At 70.0% G+C, this 16,582-nt stretch carries 14 protein-coding genes; 5 read left to right on the top strand and 9 right to left on the bottom strand.

Going from position 1 to position 16,582, the window contains the following annotated elements; translation table 11 throughout:
- A partial coding sequence (locus AC6EI8_RS15735; RefSeq protein WP_498382338.1) for a 3-isopropylmalate dehydratase large subunit occupies positions 1-1,512 on the top strand: 1,512 nt, incomplete at its 5' end.
- Between the two features lie 51 nt (positions 1,513-1,563).
- Here the strand turns inward: AC6EI8_RS15735 and AC6EI8_RS15730 are convergent.
- Positions 1,564-5,199, bottom strand: a complete 3,636-nt coding sequence (locus AC6EI8_RS15730) for an indolepyruvate ferredoxin oxidoreductase family protein (protein WP_498382337.1) — start codon at positions 5,197-5,199, stop codon at positions 1,564-1,566.
- Between the two features lie 347 nt (positions 5,200-5,546).
- Here AC6EI8_RS15730 and AC6EI8_RS15725 point away from each other — a divergent pair, with 347 nt between their 5' ends.
- A complete protein-coding gene (locus AC6EI8_RS15725) occupies positions 5,547-6,455 on the top strand; it encodes a LysR substrate-binding domain-containing protein (protein WP_149317104.1) in 909 nt (302 codons plus the stop codon).
- A gap of 223 nt (positions 6,456-6,678) precedes the next feature.
- On the top strand, positions 6,679-7,596 hold the full coding sequence (gene ppk2 / locus AC6EI8_RS15720; RefSeq protein WP_498382339.1) for a polyphosphate kinase 2: 918 nt from the start codon (positions 6,679-6,681) through the stop codon (positions 7,594-7,596).
- A 208-nt stretch (positions 7,597-7,804) separates the two neighbouring features.
- Here the strand turns inward: ppk2 and AC6EI8_RS15715 are convergent, their stop codons facing one another.
- The 3 genes from AC6EI8_RS15715 to AC6EI8_RS15705 form a co-directional block, all read right to left on the bottom strand.
- A complete protein-coding gene (locus AC6EI8_RS15715) occupies positions 7,805-8,272 on the bottom strand; it encodes an MgtC/SapB family protein (protein WP_150081660.1) in 468 nt (155 codons plus the stop codon).
- Positions 8,273-8,458: 186 nt separating this feature from the next.
- Positions 8,459-9,154 (bottom strand): transglycosylase domain-containing protein, encoded by a 696-nt coding sequence (locus AC6EI8_RS15710; protein ID WP_150081663.1) that lies wholly within the window; start codon positions 9,152-9,154, stop codon positions 8,459-8,461.
- Between the two features lie 115 nt (positions 9,155-9,269).
- Entirely contained in the window at positions 9,270-10,406 is a 1,137-nt protein-coding gene (locus AC6EI8_RS15705; RefSeq protein WP_149316870.1) for an HPP family protein, read from the bottom strand.
- Between the two features lie 320 nt (positions 10,407-10,726).
- Here AC6EI8_RS15705 and AC6EI8_RS15700 point away from each other — a divergent pair, with 320 nt between their 5' ends.
- Entirely contained in the window at positions 10,727-11,545 is an 819-nt protein-coding gene (locus tag AC6EI8_RS15700; RefSeq protein WP_226107373.1) for a TOBE domain-containing protein, read from the top strand.
- Between the two features lie 107 nt (positions 11,546-11,652).
- Here AC6EI8_RS15700 and AC6EI8_RS15695 read toward each other — a convergent pair whose 3' ends face one another.
- The 5 genes from AC6EI8_RS15695 to AC6EI8_RS15675 form a co-directional block, all read right to left on the bottom strand.
- Positions 11,653-12,384, bottom strand: coding sequence for a sulfate/molybdate ABC transporter ATP-binding protein (locus AC6EI8_RS15695; protein ID WP_149316872.1), 732 nt, complete (start codon positions 12,382-12,384; stop codon positions 11,653-11,655).
- A gap of 11 nt (positions 12,385-12,395) precedes the next feature.
- Positions 12,396-13,067 carry a molybdate ABC transporter permease subunit gene (modB, locus tag AC6EI8_RS15690; RefSeq protein WP_149316873.1) on the bottom strand — a complete coding sequence of 224 codons (672 nt, stop codon included), beginning with the start codon at positions 13,065-13,067 and terminating at the stop codon, positions 12,396-12,398.
- A gap of 23 nt (positions 13,068-13,090) precedes the next feature.
- Entirely contained in the window at positions 13,091-13,903 is an 813-nt protein-coding gene (gene modA, locus AC6EI8_RS15685; RefSeq protein ID WP_498382336.1) for a molybdate ABC transporter substrate-binding protein, read from the bottom strand.
- 191 nt (positions 13,904-14,094) lie between these two features.
- Positions 14,095-14,595, bottom strand: coding sequence for a helix-turn-helix transcriptional regulator (locus tag AC6EI8_RS15680; protein WP_498382335.1), 501 nt, complete (start codon positions 14,593-14,595; stop codon positions 14,095-14,097).
- 134 nt (positions 14,596-14,729) lie between these two features.
- Complete coding sequence (locus AC6EI8_RS15675; RefSeq protein ID WP_498382334.1) at positions 14,730-15,671, bottom strand: 2-hydroxyacid dehydrogenase; 942 nt, start codon at positions 15,669-15,671, stop codon at positions 14,730-14,732.
- A gap of 236 nt (positions 15,672-15,907) precedes the next feature.
- Between AC6EI8_RS15675 and AC6EI8_RS15670 the strand changes: the two genes are divergently transcribed.
- A complete protein-coding gene (locus AC6EI8_RS15670; protein WP_498382333.1) occupies positions 15,908-16,420 on the top strand; it encodes a nucleoside 2-deoxyribosyltransferase in 513 nt (170 codons plus the stop codon).
- Positions 16,421-16,582: the final 162 nt, after the last annotated feature.

Raw genomic sequence — 16,582 nt, 5'->3', positions numbered from 1 at the left:
CCCACGCAGCCCACGCAGCCCACGCAGCCTACGCAGACTACGCAGACTACGCAGACTACGCAGCCCACGCAGCCCACGCCGCCGGCCGCTGAGCGACCGCGTACGCTGTTCGAGAAGATCGTCGCCCGCCATGCGATCGCGACCGCGGTCACGCCGGCCGATCCCGCGCCGGGCGACGGCATCTTCGTGCGCGCCGACTGGCGCTTCATCCACGAGTACTACACCGGCATGGCGGCCCATATGCTCCATGCCGCGCTGGGCCGGCCGCTTACCTTGCACGCGCCCGAGCGCGTCGTCGTGTTCGAGGACCACACCTCGTATGTCGAACAAAGCCCGGCCCACGTGCGCGGCGGCCTGGTGGGGAACGTGGTGCAGATGCGCGACGCCCAGCGGCGTTTCGCCGCGGACTACGCGCTGCGGGTCCACCGGACGCTGACCGAGGAGGAGGCGCTGCGCGACGACGGCAGCAACGTCGCCGGCATCTCGCACGCGATGATGGCCGAGCATTACGCGCTGCCGGGGCAGCTGGTGGTCGGCACCGACTCGCACACGCCGCACAGCGGCGCGCTCGGCTGCGTGGCGTTCGGCGTCGGCACCACCGACATGGCCAATGCCTTCGTGACCGGCGCGGTGCGTATGACCTTGCCCGCATCGTTGCGGATCGTGCTGGACGGCGCGCTGCCGGCCGGCGTGACGGCCAAGGACGTGGTGCTGCATCTGCTGGCCTTGCCCGAAATTCGCAGCGGCGCCGGCGTCGGCAAGGTGTTCGAGTTCACCGGCCCGGTGGTGTCGGCGCTGTCGACCGACGAACGGGCGACGCTGACCAATATGTGCGCGGAGCTCGGCGGCTTCACCGGCATCGTCGCACCCGATGCGGAAACGGTGCGCTTCCTGAAGGCCCGGCGCGGCGTCGATTTCACGATCGAGCCGTGGATGCGCAGCGACGAGGGCGCTGACTATGCCGCGACGATCGAGGTCGATTGCAGCGGCCTCGCGCCGATGGTGGCGCGGCCCGGCGATCCGGGCAACGGCCTGGCGCTGTCGGGAATGAACGAGCCGGTGCGGATCGATATCGCCTACGGCGGCTCATGCACGGCCGGCAAGCGCGAGGACTTCGATCACTATCACGCGGTGCTGCGCTGGGCCGCCGATCGCGGCCTGCGGGTGCCGTCCGGCGTCACGCTGTACCTGCAGTTCGGCACGACCGCGGTGCGCGACTACTGCATCGCGCAGGGCTACCTCGACGCCTTCGACGCGGTCGGCGCGAGGATCCTGCAGCCTTCCTGCGGCGCCTGCGCGAACTGCGGCCCGGGCTCGTCGACTGCGCCCGAGCAGGTCACGGTCAGCTCGATCAATCGCAATTTCCCTGGCCGTTCGGGGCCGGGGCAGGTGTGGCTGGCGAGTCCGCCGACGGTCGCGGCAAGCGCCATCGCCGGGCGGTTGCTGTCGTTCGACGATCTGCGCGCGCAATGGGAACGCGGGAATTCGCCGCGTGCCACAGCGCCGGCTTGATGCCGTGATGCCGTGATGCCGTGATGCCGTGGCCGGCCCGCGTTCGCGGCATCAAGCCGCGGCGCGCTCGCCGTCCGCGGCCACGCCGTCGCGATAACGCGCCATCAGCTCGGCCCGGCGCTCGGCCGCCTTGCGCATGCTGGCCTCTTTCACGGGCCCGAAGCCGCGGATATCGTCCGGCAGCGCCGCCAGCGCCAGCGCCGTGTCGATCCGCTGCGCATCGAGGCTGCGCGCGAACTCGTCCACCATCGCCAGATACTCGTCCACCAGCCGCCGTTCCTCACGGCGCTCCGCGGTGCGGCCGAAGGGATCGAGCGGCGTGCCGCGCAGCCCCTTGAGCTTGGCCAGCAGCCGGAACAGCGTCATCGTGCGCGGGCCGAAGCGGCGCTTGACGGGGCGGCCGTTGCGGGTTTCGCCGGACAGCAGCGGCGGCGCCAGCCAGAAATTCAGCTGATAGTCGCGCCCGGGCTCGCCGTCGAACTGCGCGCGCAGCTTGTCGAGGAAGGCCGGATCGGCGTACAGCCGCGCGACCTCGTACTCGTCCTTGTAGGCCATCAGCTTGGCCAGGTTGCGCGCGACCGCCTCGGTCAGCGGCAGCTTGCGGTCGGCGCCGAGCGCCAGCTCCGCCTGCCGTACCTTGTCGACGGCAGCCAGATAGCGCGCGGCATAGGCGTCGTTCTGGTAGGCGCGCAGCAGGGCGGCGCGGTCCTCGATCAGGCGGTCCAGCGTCGGTGGAAGCGGCAGCACCTGCGTCGGCGCGGCGCCGGCCTGGCGCGAAGCCTGGCCCGCGCCGTCGAGCGCCGCGCGTACGGCCGTCTCGCCGCGATGCGCCAGCGCGCGGCCCCAAGCGAAGGCGAGCAGGTTCTTCTGTACCGCGACGCCGTTGAGCGTGATCGCGCGCGTCAGGCTGGCCAGCGACAGCGGCACCCAGCCGCGCTGCCAGGGGAAGCCCAGCAGCAGCGGATTGGCGAAGATCGCATCGCCCAGCAGCCGGACGGCCCACGCATTGGCGTCAATGAACGCGCAGGCCTCGCCGATGTTGTCGCGCAGGTCCTGCTCCGCGGACGCACCGGGGAAGCGCCATTTCGGATTGGCGATCAGGTCGGCGGTCGGCGTGCGCGCGCTGTTGATCGCCGCGGCGGTGATGTCGCGCCGGACCTTGGACAGCACCTCGGCCGACGCCGACACGATTGCATCGCAGCCGATCACCAGCCGCGCCTCGCCGGTGGCGACGCGCGTGGCATGCAACGCCTGCGGCGTGGCGGCGATCTGCACATGGCTGAGCACGGCGCCGCCCTTCTGCGCGAGTCCCGCCATGTCGAGCACCGTGACGCCCTTGCCTTCGAGATGCGCCGCCATGCCGAGGATGCCGCCGATCGTCACCACGCCGGTGCCGCCCACGCCGGTCACGACGATGCCGTAGGCGCGCTCGAGCGCGGGCAGCGTGGGCGAGGGCAGGGCGTCGAGGTCGATCGCACCCGCCTTCGTCCCGGTCTGTGTTCCAGTCTGTGTCCCCGCCGCAGCCGGCTTGCGCACCTGCGCGCCCTCGGCGGTCACGAAGCTGGGGCAGAAGCCGTTCAGGCAGGAGAAGTCCTTGTTGCACGACGACTGGTTGATCGCGCGCTTGGTGCCGAGCGGCGTCTCCAGCGGTTCGACCGACAGGCAGTTCGACTGCACCGAACAGTCGCCGCAGCCTTCGCAGACCGCGTCGTTGATGAAGGCGCGCCGCGCCGGATCCGGATAGTCGCCGCGCTTGCGGCGGCGGCGCTTCTCCGTCGCGCAGGTCTGGTCGTAGATCAGCACGGTGACGCCCGGCGTCTCGCGCAGGCGCCGCTGCACGTCGTCGAGCTGGTCGCGGTGATGCACGGCGATGCCGGCAGGCAGCCCGCCGCCGCCGGCGTACTTCTCCGGTTCGTCGGTCACCACGACGATCTCGCGCGCGCCTTCGGCCAGCACCTGATGCGCGATACGCGGCACGGTCAGCACGCCGTCGACCGGCTGGCCGCCGGTCATCGCCACCGCGTCGTTGAACAGCACCTTGTAGGTGATATTGGCCTTCGCCGCGATCGCCGCGCGGATCGCCAGCAGGCCCGAATGGAAGTAGGTGCCGTCGCCCAGATTGACGAACACGTGCTTCTCGTCGGTGAAATGCATCTGGCCGGTCCACGCCACGCCTTCGCCGCCCATCTGGCTGAAGGTGTCGGTATTGCGGTCCATCCACATCGCCATGTAGTGGCAGCCGATGCCGGCCAGCGCCCGCGAGCCCTCGGGCACGCGGGTCGACGTGTTGTGCGGGCAGCCCGAGCAGAACCAGGGCTTGCGTTCGACCGACAGCCGCGGACGCGACGCGTCGCGCTCCTTGGCCTCGATCAGCGCGACGCGCGCCGCGATGCGCGCGCGCACGTCGTTGGGCAGGTCGGCCTTGTCGAGCCGGCGCGCGATCGCCTTGGCGATGATCGCCGGCGACAGCTCGTAGTGCGCCGGCAGCAGCCAGTTGCCGCGCGGCACCGACCATTCGCCGCCCTCGTTGTCGCGCTCGTCGAACTTGCCGAACACGCGCGGGCGGACGTCGTCGCGCCAGTTGTACAGCTCTTCCTTCAGCGCGTATTCGAGGATCTGGCGCTTCTCCTCGACCACCAGGATCTCGTCGAGGCCGGTGGCAAATTCGCGCGCGTCCTGCGCGTCGAGCGGCCACACGCAGCCGACCTTCATCACGCGGATGCCGATGCGCGCGCAGGTGTCGTCGTCGAGGCCGAGGTCGGTCAGCGCCTGCCGCACATCGAGATAGGCCTTGCCCGCGGTCATGATGCCGAAGCGGGCCCGCGGCGAATCGACCACCACGCGGTTCAGCTTGTTGGCGCGCACATAGGCGAGCGCGGCGTACCACTTGTGGTCCAGCAGCCGCGCTTCCTTCGCCAGCGGCGGATCGGGCCAGCGGATATTGAGTCCGCCTTCGGGCATCGCGAAGTCCTGCGGCAGCACCACCTGCACGCGCTCGGGATCCATCTCGATCGAGGCGCTCGACTCGACCACGTCGGTGACGCACTTCATCGCCACCCACAGGCCCGAATAGCGGCTCATCGCCCAGCCGTGCAGGCCGTAGTCGAGATACTCCTGCACGGTGGACGGGTAGAGCACCGGAATGCCGGCGGCGATCAGCACGTGCTCGGACTGGTGCGCGACAGACGAGGACTTGGCGGCATGGTCGTCGCCGGCCAGCAGCAGCACGCCGCCGTGGGGCGCGGAGCCGGCGGAGTTGGCGTGCTTGAGCACGTCGATCGAGCGGTCGACGCCGGGCCCCTTGCCGTACCACATCGAGAACACGCCGTCGCGCGTGGCGCCGGGAAACAGGTTGACCTGCTGCGTGCCCCAGACGGCTGTGGCCGCCAGGTCCTCGTTCAGGCCGGGCTGGAACACCACGTCGCTGCCCGCCAGATGCGTCTTCGCCTGCCACAACGCCTGGTCGAGCCCGCCGAGCGGCGAGCCGCGGTAGCCGGAGACATAGCCCGCGGTATTGAGCCCCGCCGCGCGGTCGCGCGCCTTCTGCAGCATCGGCAGGCGCACCAGCGCCTGCGTGCCGCTCAGGTAGATGCGGCCCTTTTCCACGGTGTATTTGTCGTCGAGACTGACGTTGGCCAGCGCGTCGGCGAGGGCCTGTTGCTGCGCGGGCGAAAGCGGACTGTTCATGGGGGGTGTCTCCGGCGGGGGGCGATAGCTCGCCCGATATCTCGCCCGATATCTCGCTGACAAGGTCGAGCGGTATCGTTCGGTATGCGGTTTTTGTGCGCGCTCGGGATGTGGTTCCGCGAGCGGGCGCCGTGTGCGCGTGGTCTTGCGCGGTGCGCGCATTCGATCCATGGATCTGCGCGTTCTGGTTTGCCGAACGAGTGTAGGAAAGCGCTTCGCTATCGTAAAATCACAAATTCAGAGCGCTGATATTTGGAAATCGCATGGCTCCCCGACCCACTTCTCCCGCCGTTTCCCCCGCCATGACCGGCGGGGCCTCGCGCGACGCCAAGACCCGTCCGGCGCCGCTGGCCCGCGACATCACGCTGCGTCAGCTGCGCTATTTCCAGGCCGCCGCCGAGACCGGCCAGTTCTCGATGGCGGCCACGCGCGAGCACGTGTCGCAGTCGGCCATCACCAATGCGGTGCTGGCACTGGAGCAGCGCCTGGCCGTGCGGCTGTTCGACCGGCTGCCGCATGGCGTCGCGCTGACCGCCGAAGGACACCGGCTGCTGCAGCGGGTCGCGGGCATTCTCGATTCGGTCGAAGACATGCTGCGCGAACCCTCGCTGCAGGGCCCTAGCCAGCAGGGCACGGTGTCGTTCGCCGCCTCCTACACGGTGCTGGGCTATCTGCTCCCTGCCTTGCTGGCCCGCTTTCGCTCGCACTATCCGGAGATCGTCTTCGACCTGCGCGACCTCGACCGGGTCGACATCGAGGAGGCGGTGCTGTCCGGCGAGATCGAGCTCGGCGTGGTGCTGCTGTCGAACGTCTCGCGCCCGCAGCGCTTCGCGCACCGCACGCTGATCCGCTCCCGCCGTCAGCTGTGGGCGCCGCCGGGCCATCCGCTGCTGCAGGGCGGCGCGCCGACGCTGAAGGAAGTCGCCAGCTACCCGTACATCCTGCTGACGGTCGACGAGGGCGAAACCTCGACGCTGCGCTACTGGAAGAGCAAGCGACTGACGCCGGACATTGCGTTTCGCACCACCTCGATGGAGGCGCTGCGCGGGCTGGTCGCGCACGGCTTCGGCATCACGGTGCTGTCGGACATGGTGTTCCGCCCGTGGTCGCTGGAGGGCAAGGAGATCGAGGCGCGCCCGCTGGCCGACGCGGTGCCGGACATGGAGGTCGGGCTGATCTGGCGGCGCGACGAGCCGTTGAGCGAGCCCGCGCAGCTGCTGCGCGATTTTCTGGTCTACGCTTGTGGAGCGCCGTGACGTTGCCTCGGCCGCGCGCTTTCACGGCGCTGACATACCGGGCGGCTACGCTGGCGAGCCCGCGGGCTGCGGACGACCGGCCGGCTGCCGGTTTCCGGCTTCCGGCGGCGGGCCTTCGGGACCGGTGGCGGCATTGCCGGCGGTCGCCTAGGACGTGGCCGACGTGAGCGGCGTGATGGACGTGATGGACGTGATGGACGTGATGGACGTGAGGAGCGCGACGATGACCCCGAGCGAAGAGGAACTGGTACGCCGCATTCACCGCGAGGTGGCGGACCACTACGATGAGGAATTCGAGCTCGCGCTCGAGGATGGCGACGCGCAGGCGTTGCTGAACTCCGAATCGCTGCCCGGCGGCGCGGCCGACCGGGAATCGCGCCGGCACTATTTCAGCGAGCTGTTCCGCCTGCAGGGCGAGCTGGTCAAGCTGCAGAGCTGGGTGGTCACCACCGGCCAGAAGATCGTGATCGTCTTCGAAGGGCGCGATGCCGCGGGCAAGGGCGGTGTGATCAAGCGCATCACGCAGCGGCTCAATCCGCGCGTCTGCCGCGTGGCTGCGCTGCCGGCGCCCAACGATCGCGAGCGCACGCAGTGGTATTTCCAGCGTTACGTCTCGCATCTGCCGGCGGCCGGCGAGATCGTGCTGTTCGATCGCAGCTGGTACAACCGCGCCGGCGTCGAGCGCGTGATGGGCTTCTGCACCGACGACCAGTACGAGGAATTCTTCCGCACGGTGCCCGAGTTCGAGAAGATGCTGGTGCGCTCGGGCATCCGGCTGATCAAGTACTGGTTCTCGATCTCGGACGAGGAACAGGAGCTGCGCTTCCTGTCGCGCATCCACGATCCGCTCAAGCAGTGGAAGCTCAGCCCGATGGACCTCGAATCGCGCCGTCGCTGGGAGGCCTATACCAAGGCCAAGGAAATCATGCTGGCGCGCACGCATATCCCCGAGGCGCGCTGGTGGGTGGTGCATGCCGACGACAAGAAGGTCGCGCGGCTCAATTGCATCCACCATCTGCTGACGCTGATTCCCTATCGCGAGATCGAGCAGCCAAACATCGTGCTGCCCGAGCGCCAGCGCAGCAACGACTACGCGCGCCAGCCGGTGCCCGACGAGATGTGGGTGCCGCAGGTGTATTGAGGCACTGATCCAAGCGTCTATTGAGGGCTGGCCGGCTGGATCACCGACCCGAGCGCCGGCTTGAATGCGATCGCTGGCGCTGCAGCTCGGGAAACGCCCGCGGCAGCGTCAGCAGGGCGCGGTCCGGCGCACCCCGACCGCATGGATGTCAGCGGATGACCCGCGGTCCGCTACGCGGCCTTGGTGGATTGACGGCAGGGCAAAGGCGCTACTTCACCCGCTGCAGAATCTCCAAAATCACCAGCGTAAAAATCGTGGCGAGCAGCGCGGTGGCCTCGCGGCCCATGCCGGCGGCGACGCCGATGGCGGACACCATCCAGATGCTGGCGGCGGTGGTCAGGCCCTTGATGCTTTCTTCGCTGTTGAGCTTGATGATGGCGCCGGCGCCGAGAAAGCCGATGCCCGAGGCGATGCCCTGCAGCACGCGGCTCATGTCGGCCAGCGGCACGCCGGCCTGCAGCGGTACCAGCACGAACATCGCCGAGCCGAGCGCGACCAGCATATGGGTGCGCAGGCCGGCCGCCTTGCCGGCGGCTTCGCGTTCGTAGCCGATCATCGCGCCGAGCAGCATCGCCATGCCGAGCCGGAGCACGACGCGGGTCGCTTCCTCGATGTCGGGAATGTCGGCGAACTCCGTGCGCAGCGCGCTCAGCATGTCTGACCAGATGCCATCCATCGTTGCCTCCCCGAGAATCCGCCGTCGCGGCGTGGCGAGCGGGTTCGGCGCAGGCGGAACCCGGCTGCCAGCAGGCTAGCATGGCGCGCCGGGCGGCGCCGTCGGGTGGGCACTGACAGCGGTGCCGGAAGGGGGAAAGCCCGTAGCTACCTCAGCCGTTCGAGCAGCGCGGGCAAGGAGAATGACCTAGCGCAGCCGCAGCGGTTCGAGCAGCGCGGCATCGTACTGGTGCCGGTCGATGCGGCCCAGTTCCAGCATGCGCAGCAGGATATAGGCTTGCCGCTGGCGTGCGCGGCGGGGATTGACGACCGGGTTGTTGGCCGACGGCGCCTTGGGCAGGCCGGCCAGCATCGCGGCTTCGGCCAGGGTCAGCTCGGCCAGCGGCTTGCCGAAATAGGTCCGCGCCGCCTGCGCGAAGCCATAGGCGCCTTCGCCGAGATAGACCTTGTTCATGTACAGCTCGAGGATCTCGTCCTTGCTGAAGGCCCCCTCGATGCGGTAAGCCAGCAGCGCCTCGTAGAGCTTGCGGGTGTAGGTCTTTTCGCGCGACAGGAAGAAGTTGCGGGCGACCTGCATCGTGATGGTCGACGCGCCCTGCGACAGATCGTCGGACAGATTGGCCACGCCGGCGCGGATCACGCCGACGTAGTCGATGCCGTCATGCAAATAGAAGCGTTCGTCTTCGATGGCGACCACGGCCTGCGTCAGCGCGGGCGGCATCTTGTCCAGCGGCACGTAGCCGGCCGAGTGGCGGAACGCGGCGATGGCGTCGAGCGGGGGCAATTGGCGGCTGGCGACCACCACCGCGAGCGTGCCGAGCAGCGCGCAGGTTGCCACCACCAGCACGAGCAAGCCCAGAAGATGCGACCAGAGACGTTTCATGGGCCGCTATTTTGCCAGCGTTGTGTGATGGAAACCGCGATGTGGGGTCGCTCGCCCCGTCTCGCTGGCTGGAACTGGCCGGGGAGAGGGCCCGGGAGAGGACCCGTCGCTCCCGTCACCGCTTGAGCAATGCCGCCAGCAGGTCCGATTGCGTGATCAGTCCCAGCAGCCGCCGCTGCTCGTCGACCACCGGCATCAGGTGCCAGCCGCCATCCGACATCGCGCCGGCCAGCTCGACGATGGGCTGGTCGGGGCGCGCGGTCGGCAGCTCGGTCAGCATCGCGTCGCGCACCAGACCGTCAGGCCGGCGCTGGCCCTTGGCGGGGTCGCCGACGAACAGGTCCGGCAGCGCGATCAGGCCGACCAGCCGGCGCTGGCGCGGCGACACCACCGGCAGCGCCTGCAGCCGGTGGCGCGTCAGCAGCGTCCATGCCTCGCCGATGCGCTGGTCGGCGTGGACCGCCACCACGTCGCGCGACATGATGTCGCCGCAGCGCACGTCGCCGAAGCGGCGGCCGAACGCGCGCAGCTCGGCGGCGACCAGGATCTCCTCGAGGTCGTCGCGGTCGACGTCGAGGAATTCGCCGCGCGCCGCCAGCACTTCGTCCAGGTCCGCACGCGTGAAGCCGACGCGCTGGCCCGGCGGCGGATCGCTGGTGCCATGTCCCGGCACCGCAGGCGGCGGCCGATGCGGATAGCGGCGGCCGGTCAGGTTGTTGAACGACAGCGCGATCAGCAGCATCAGCATCGAATTGAGCGCGACCGGGAACAGCACGAAGGCATAGCCGAGCTTGGCCACCGCCGGGCCGCCGAACACCGCGGTGATGGCGACCGCGCCGGCGGGGGGATGCACGCAATGCAGATGGAACATCAGGCCGATCGCCACGGCCACCGCAACGGCGGCCGCCAGGCCCGGGTCCGGAATCCAGCGGGCGCAGGTCACGCCCACCAGCGCCGCCAGCAGATTGCCGCCGATCACCGACCACGGCTGCGCCAGCGGGCTCGAAGGCACGGCGAACAGCAGCACCGCGGAGGCGCCCATCGGCGCGATGAACCAGGGGTTGTGCCCGCCCAGCATATGCCGGCTGATCCACTCCGTGCAGGCCAGCGCGAATATCGCGCCGAGACAGCTCTTGAACCGCTCACGGCTGCTTGCCGCCACCGGCATCGGAACGAAGGCGGCCAGCCAGCCGCGCCAGCGCAACCGGACTTCGCCGGCCAGGGCTAGAAGGGGAGAGGTTCGGGAGGACATGAAGGCGCCAGCGCGTGCCGCGACGCAGCAAAAAAAGCGTCGCGCAAAAAAGCCGTCAATGTATCACGTGATGACATACCTTGCCGGCGGCGCCGCGACCCGGCTTGGTTCGGCGTGGCCGGGTGTGGCTCGGCTCGGCTTGGCCAGCGGCCCAGCCCAACCGAGCCCAACCCGGCCCGGCTTGGCTCGGCCAGCACCGCCCAACGCGTCCTAGCGCGTCCCAGCGCGTCCCAGCGCGTCCCAGCGCGGCCCCGCCCGACCGGCGCGGTAACATAGCGCCGTTCCGACACCCTCGCGCCGTCCGTGGCGGCGCCACCCTCATGCTCGAACTACAGGGCAAGATCTGGTTTCGCGCCGGCAGCCGGGACCTCGGCGGCAAGGACCGCATCGCGCTGCTCGCGGCGATCGCCGAACACGGCTCGATCACGGCGGCCGCCAAGGCGGTCGGACTCAGCTACAAGGCGGCGTGGGACGCGGTCGACGCGATGAACAACAGCGCCGGCGAACCGCTGGTGGTGCGCGCCGCCGGCGGCAAGGGCGGCGGCGGCACCATGCTGACGCCGCGCGGCGAGGGGCTGGTGCGCACCTACCGCGCGCTCGAGGCCGAGCACCGCGCCTTCGTCGCGCAGCTGTCGCGCGTCAGCGAGCAGCTCGACGCGACGGCCGCCGACGCGCTGCAACACGACATCCATCTGATCCGGCGACTGATGATCAAGACCAGTGCACGCAACCGGCTGTTCGGCACCGTGACCGAGGTGCGGACCGGCGCGGTGAACGACGAGGTCACCTTGGCCCTGCCCGGCGGGCAGCAGGTGGTCGCCACGGTCACGCATGAAAGCGTCGAGACGCTGGGCCTGGCGCCGGGCAGCGAGGCGTTCGCGCTGGTCAAGGCGTCGTCGGTGCTGATCGGCGTGCCGTCGCCCGGGCTGCGGCTGTCGGCGCGCAATCAGTTGCCCGGCACGGTGGCGCGCATCGTGCCGGGTGCGGTCAATGCCGAGGTCGTGCTCGCGCTCGATGGCGGCGCCACCATCGCGGCCATCGTCACGCATGCCGGACTGGACGAGCTGGGGCTGACCGAAGGCGCGCCGGCGCTGGCGATCTTCAAGGCGTCGAGCGTGATCCTGGGGACGATGGACTGAGGTCCACGGTTTGTCCGTGTCCCGCTTGGGGGAGGCTGGGGGAGGGCAAGCGGCGCTCGCAGGGCCGGCCGCCGTGGTTCGAGACCGCCCCTCTCCCCACAACGCCACTAAGCGCTCAAGCCCTGCGGCGCAAAGATCCGCCCGTCGCGGATCTCCATCACATGATCGGCCAGCGCCGCGACATCGTCGGGATCGTGCGAGATGACCAGCATCGGCACCTCCAGGCTGGTCTGCAGCGCGCGCAGTTCGGCCCGCATGCGCGCGCGCAGCGCCGGGTCCAGCGCCGAGAAGGGTTCGTCGAGCAGCACGATATCGGGCCGGGTCGCCAGCGCGCGCGCCAACGCCACGCGTTGCTTCTGTCCACCCGAAATCTCGGCCGGATAGTGGCCGCGCACCTCGCGCAGGCCGAAGGCGTCGATCCAGCGTTCGGCATCGTCATGGCTCTTGCCGCGCGGCGGATTGCGCCAGCCGCGCGCGAGACCAAAGGCGACGTTCTGCGCGACGGTCAGATGCGGGAACAGCGCATAGTCCTGGAACAGATAGGCCACGCGCCGCTGCTGCGGCCGCACATCGACCCCCGCCGCCACGTCGAACAGCGTGCGCTCGCCGAGCACGATGCGCCCGCGGTCCGGCCGCAGCAGGCCCGCGATGGCGCGCAGCGTCAGCGTCTTGCCGGCGCCCGAGGGGCCGAACAGCGCGATGCGGCGGCTGGTGGACGAGAAGCCGATATCCAGCGCGAAATGCCGGTCGGCGGTATCCAGCCGTTTGCTGACTTCGACCTGCAGCGTCGTAGCCGGAGGTGCGGTGACCGGGAGGGAGCCAGGCAGGGGGGCAGACATGCAGCCTCCGTTCAACGCACCGCCTGACGCGTGCTCGGCACCAGGCGGCCTGCGATCACCAGCAGCAGCACGCAGGTCAGCGAGGTGACCAGCACCAGCAGATTGGCGGTGTCGTCGTCGCCGGCCTGCACCGCTTCGTAGATCGCCACCGACAGCGTCTGCGTGCGGCCGGGCAGATTGCCGGCCACCATCAGCGTCGCGCCGAATTCGCCGAGCGCCCGCGCGAAGGCGAGCAGCACGCCGGCGGCGATGCCGCGCACCGCCAGCGGCAGCGTCACGCGAAAGACGATGCCGGTCTCGCTGACGCCCAGCACGCGCGCGGCGTGCTCCAGCTGCGGATCGACGCCCTCGATGGCCGCACGCGCGGACTTCAGTACCAGCGGAAAGGCGACGATGGTGGCGGCCAGCACCGCGCCCTGCCACGTGAAGACCAGTTCGATGCCCAGCGACGACAGCCATTCGCCGAACACGCCGCGGCGCCCTACCAGCACCAGCAGGTAATAGCCGAGCACGGTCGGCGGCAGCACCAGCGGCAGCGTCAGCACGGCGTCGACCAGATCGCGCAGCGGCGAGCGCCAACGCGACAGCGCCACCGCGGCGGCGACGCCGAGCACCGCATTGATCGCGGTGGCCCAGCCGGCCACCTTCAGCGACAGTGCCAGCGGGACCCAGACCGATTCCATCAGCGGGTAGTCCAGGGCGACGTTCAGCGCGGCCGGAAGCCGTGGCGCGCGAGCAGCGCCTGGCCTTCCGAGGACAGCACGAAATCGACGAAGCGCGCCGCCTCGTCCTTCTGGCGCGAGCGGGCGGTCACGGCGATCGGGTAGGTGACCGCCGTGCGCGTCGGCACGTGCGCGACGACGCGGACCCTGCCCGGCATCACGGCCGCATCGGTGGCGAAGACGAAGCCGGCATCGACCTCGCCGCGCGCGACGTAGTCCAGCGCCTGCCGCGCGTTCTGCGCCGGCACGCCCTTGGTCGAGACGGCCTGCCACAGCCGGGCATCCTCCAGCGCGTCGCGCGTGTAGCGGCCCACCGGCACCGAGGCAGGATTGCCGTAGGCCACGCGCCGCACGTCGTCGCGCAGCAGGTCGCGCGGCGAGGCGAGCTTCAGCGTGCTGTCGGCCGGCTCGACCAGCACCAGCGCATTGGCGGCGAAATCGCGGCGCGAGCCCGGCACGATCACGTGCTCGGCCTGCGCCTTGTCCATGGCCTGCTGGTCGGCCGAGGCAAACACGTCGGCCGGCGCGCCCTGCACGATCTGCTGCATCAGCACGTCGGAGGCGCCGAAATTGAGCACCAGCTTCGTGCCCGGATGCGCCTGCTCATAGGCGGTGGCGACCGCGCGGAAGGCATTGGTCAGGCTGGCCGCGGCGGACACCACCAGTTCGGCGGCCGCCGCGGGGCGGGCCGGCAGGATCGCCAGCATCGCCAGCGCCGCCGCAACGAAGGCGCCTGACAGACGCGAGCGCGCGCGGATGGGCGCGGCGGCAATGGCGGGAGAACGACGAGCAGGCATGGCAGGTGTTCCGGATTCGGGGAGTCGGTGAGGACAGCGGCCGGGGCCATCGAAGGCGCCCAGCCGCAGAGGCCAGGCGCTGGGGGACACCCGAGTCACATCGAGCGCAATATACGGCGGTATATAGCGGGGCGTCAATGCACGCCGGCGCAGGGCAGCCGATACCCTGGACGCGGTAAATCGGGCCCCGCTCAGGGCAGCTCGGGCACCAGCAGGTCTTCGAGGAAGTAGGCCGCCAGTTCGTGCCGGCCACGCAGGCCGGCCTTGGCGTAGATGTTGGTGGCGTGCTGGCGCACCGTCTTTGGCTTGCTGTCGCGCACGCCGGCGATCTCTTCCAGCGACAGGCCCTTGATCAGCAGATAGGCCACCTCGCGCTCGCTGGTGGTCAGGTTCCAGCGATCGAACTGGCTGCTGATCGCATGCCGCATCTGCAGGCCGGCCTGATGCGCGGCCGCGTCGCGCTGCGCCAGCGTCCGCTCGGCCTCGCCCAGCGAGGCGCGCAGCTGGCGGATTTCCTGATCGGTGCGCAGCCGTTCGCGCGCCAGCATGAAGACGCCGGCCAGCGTGATCGAGGTGCCGATCGCATCGATGATGACGTGCTGCAGCCCTTCGGCCTCGTCGTAGTCGAACACCAGGTCGAAGCACGCGTACAGCGCGATAAAGACGAACAGGTAAAGAAAATGCCGTGGCATGGCTGGCGCGAGGGCGAGGCGTGGAATCGGGAAACGGGAATCGGCAATCGGCAAACGCGAAATCACGCGGCGCGGTGCTCCCGGGGAACGCCGCGCCGCGGCATCGGGCAGGGCGGCAAGCCCGCCGAAGGGTCTTACACGATCGGCGTCAGCACTTTGCCGGTTTCGAGGAAGGCGCGCAGATTGTCGAGCATCAGCGCCTGCATCGCGCCGCGCGTCTCGACCGTGCCGCTGGCCATGTGCGGGGCCAGCACGACGTTGTCCAGCCCGATCAGCGCCGGCGGCACGCGCGGTTCGTCGCGGAACACGTCGAGCCCGGCGGCGCCCAGGCGCCCATCGCGCAGCGCTTCGACCATCGCGTCTTCGTCGATCACGCTGCCGCGCGCGACATTGACCAGCACGCCCTTCGGCCCGAGCGCCTCGATGACCTGGCGCGACACCAGCCCTTCGGTTTCCGGGCCACCGACGCAGGTCACCACCAGGAAGTCCGCCCATGCGGCCAGCGCCAGCAGGTCGCGTTCATGGCGCCACGGCGCGCCCTCGCGCGGACGCCGGTTGTTGTAGGCGATCTCCATGTCGAAGCCCTGCGCGCGGCGCGCGACCTTCTCGCCGATGCGGCCCAGGCCCAGGATGCCCAGGCGCTTGCCGGATACCTTGCTCGTCAGCGGGAACGGGCCCTGGTGCCAGCGGCCGTCGCGCACGAAGCGGTCGCCGTGGGAGATGCCGCGCGCGGCATCGATCATCAGGCCGAAGGCGAGGTCGGCCACGCAATCGTTGAGCACGTCCGGCGTATTGCTGACCTGGATGCCGCGCGCGCGGGCCGCGTCCAGCGCGATGCTGTCGTAGCCGACGCCGAAGCTGACGATCGCCGCCAGTTGCGGCAGCGCGTCGATGACCGCGGCGCTGCAGCCGTGCCGGGCCGAGGTAACCACCACGCGCGCCTGCGCACCATGCTCGCGCAGCCAGGCGGGCCAGTCGTCCTGCTCCCACAGCGCGGCGGCGCCGTGGCGCTCCTGCAGCGTGGCGTTGAGGTGCGGCGCGAGCGGGCCGATCTGGATCAGGTCGATGGCAGGCATGGTGTAGTGGATACGGGAAAAAGACAGCAGAGTGTATCCTGCCGGACGGCCTCTTGTCCGTGCCGGCGGCCTCGCCTGGGGGCTTGCTGGCGTGCTTGCCGCGCAGCACCATGCCGTCGCTTCCGCGAAAGGGGGAATCCGGCGTCTTCAAGCGCCACCGGGTCCCCGTATTCGCGTGGACGACCACGTTTGTCGGCAAAACTGCGTCTCTACCGCCTATCCCGAATCCGAACCCCATGCCCACCGTTTACCTCGCCGGCCCCGATGTGTTCCGTCCCGATGCGATGGCCCATGGCCAGGCGCTGAAGGATCTTTGTGCGCAGCACGGCTTCACCGGCCTGTTTCCGCTGGACCATCAGCTGCCATCCGGCCTGGCCGGCGAGGCCGCGGCGCGCTGGATCTGCCAGGCCAATGTCGCGCTGATCCGCCGCGCCGATCTGGTGATGGCCAATCTGGACGACTTTCGGGGGCCGGCCGAGCCGGATTCCGGCACGGCCTTCGAGGTGGGCTTCGCCGTGGCGCTGGGCAAGCCGGTGTGGGCCTATACCGGCGACCGCGGCACCATCGTGGAGCGCGCCGCGGTGGGCCATGACGCCGAGGGGAGGCCGCTCGACGCGCGCGGCTTTCATGTCGAGGACTTCGGCTTGGGCAAGAACCTGATGCTGGCCTGCTCGGTGCAGCTGGTGCAGGGCGGGCCGGCGCAGTGCCTGGCGGCGATGGCCGCGGCGGGCGCCGGCGCCAGGCGCTGAAGGCCCTCGGGGCGGTGAAGGACCCGGAGAGGTTGAAGGACCTGGAGGCGTGAAGGTGCCGGAGCCGCTGAAAGTCCAGATAGGCTGAAGCGCCTGGCGACCCTGGAGGCTGGCGCTGACGGCGCCGAAGCGCTAAGGCTTGCCGCTGACCGTCGCCGGCTC

The sequence above is a fragment of the Cupriavidus sp. R6-3 genome (genome assembly GCF_059772245.1).
Note: the sequence above shows the minus strand (reverse complement) of the source record. Positions and strands in the feature narration are given on the sequence as shown.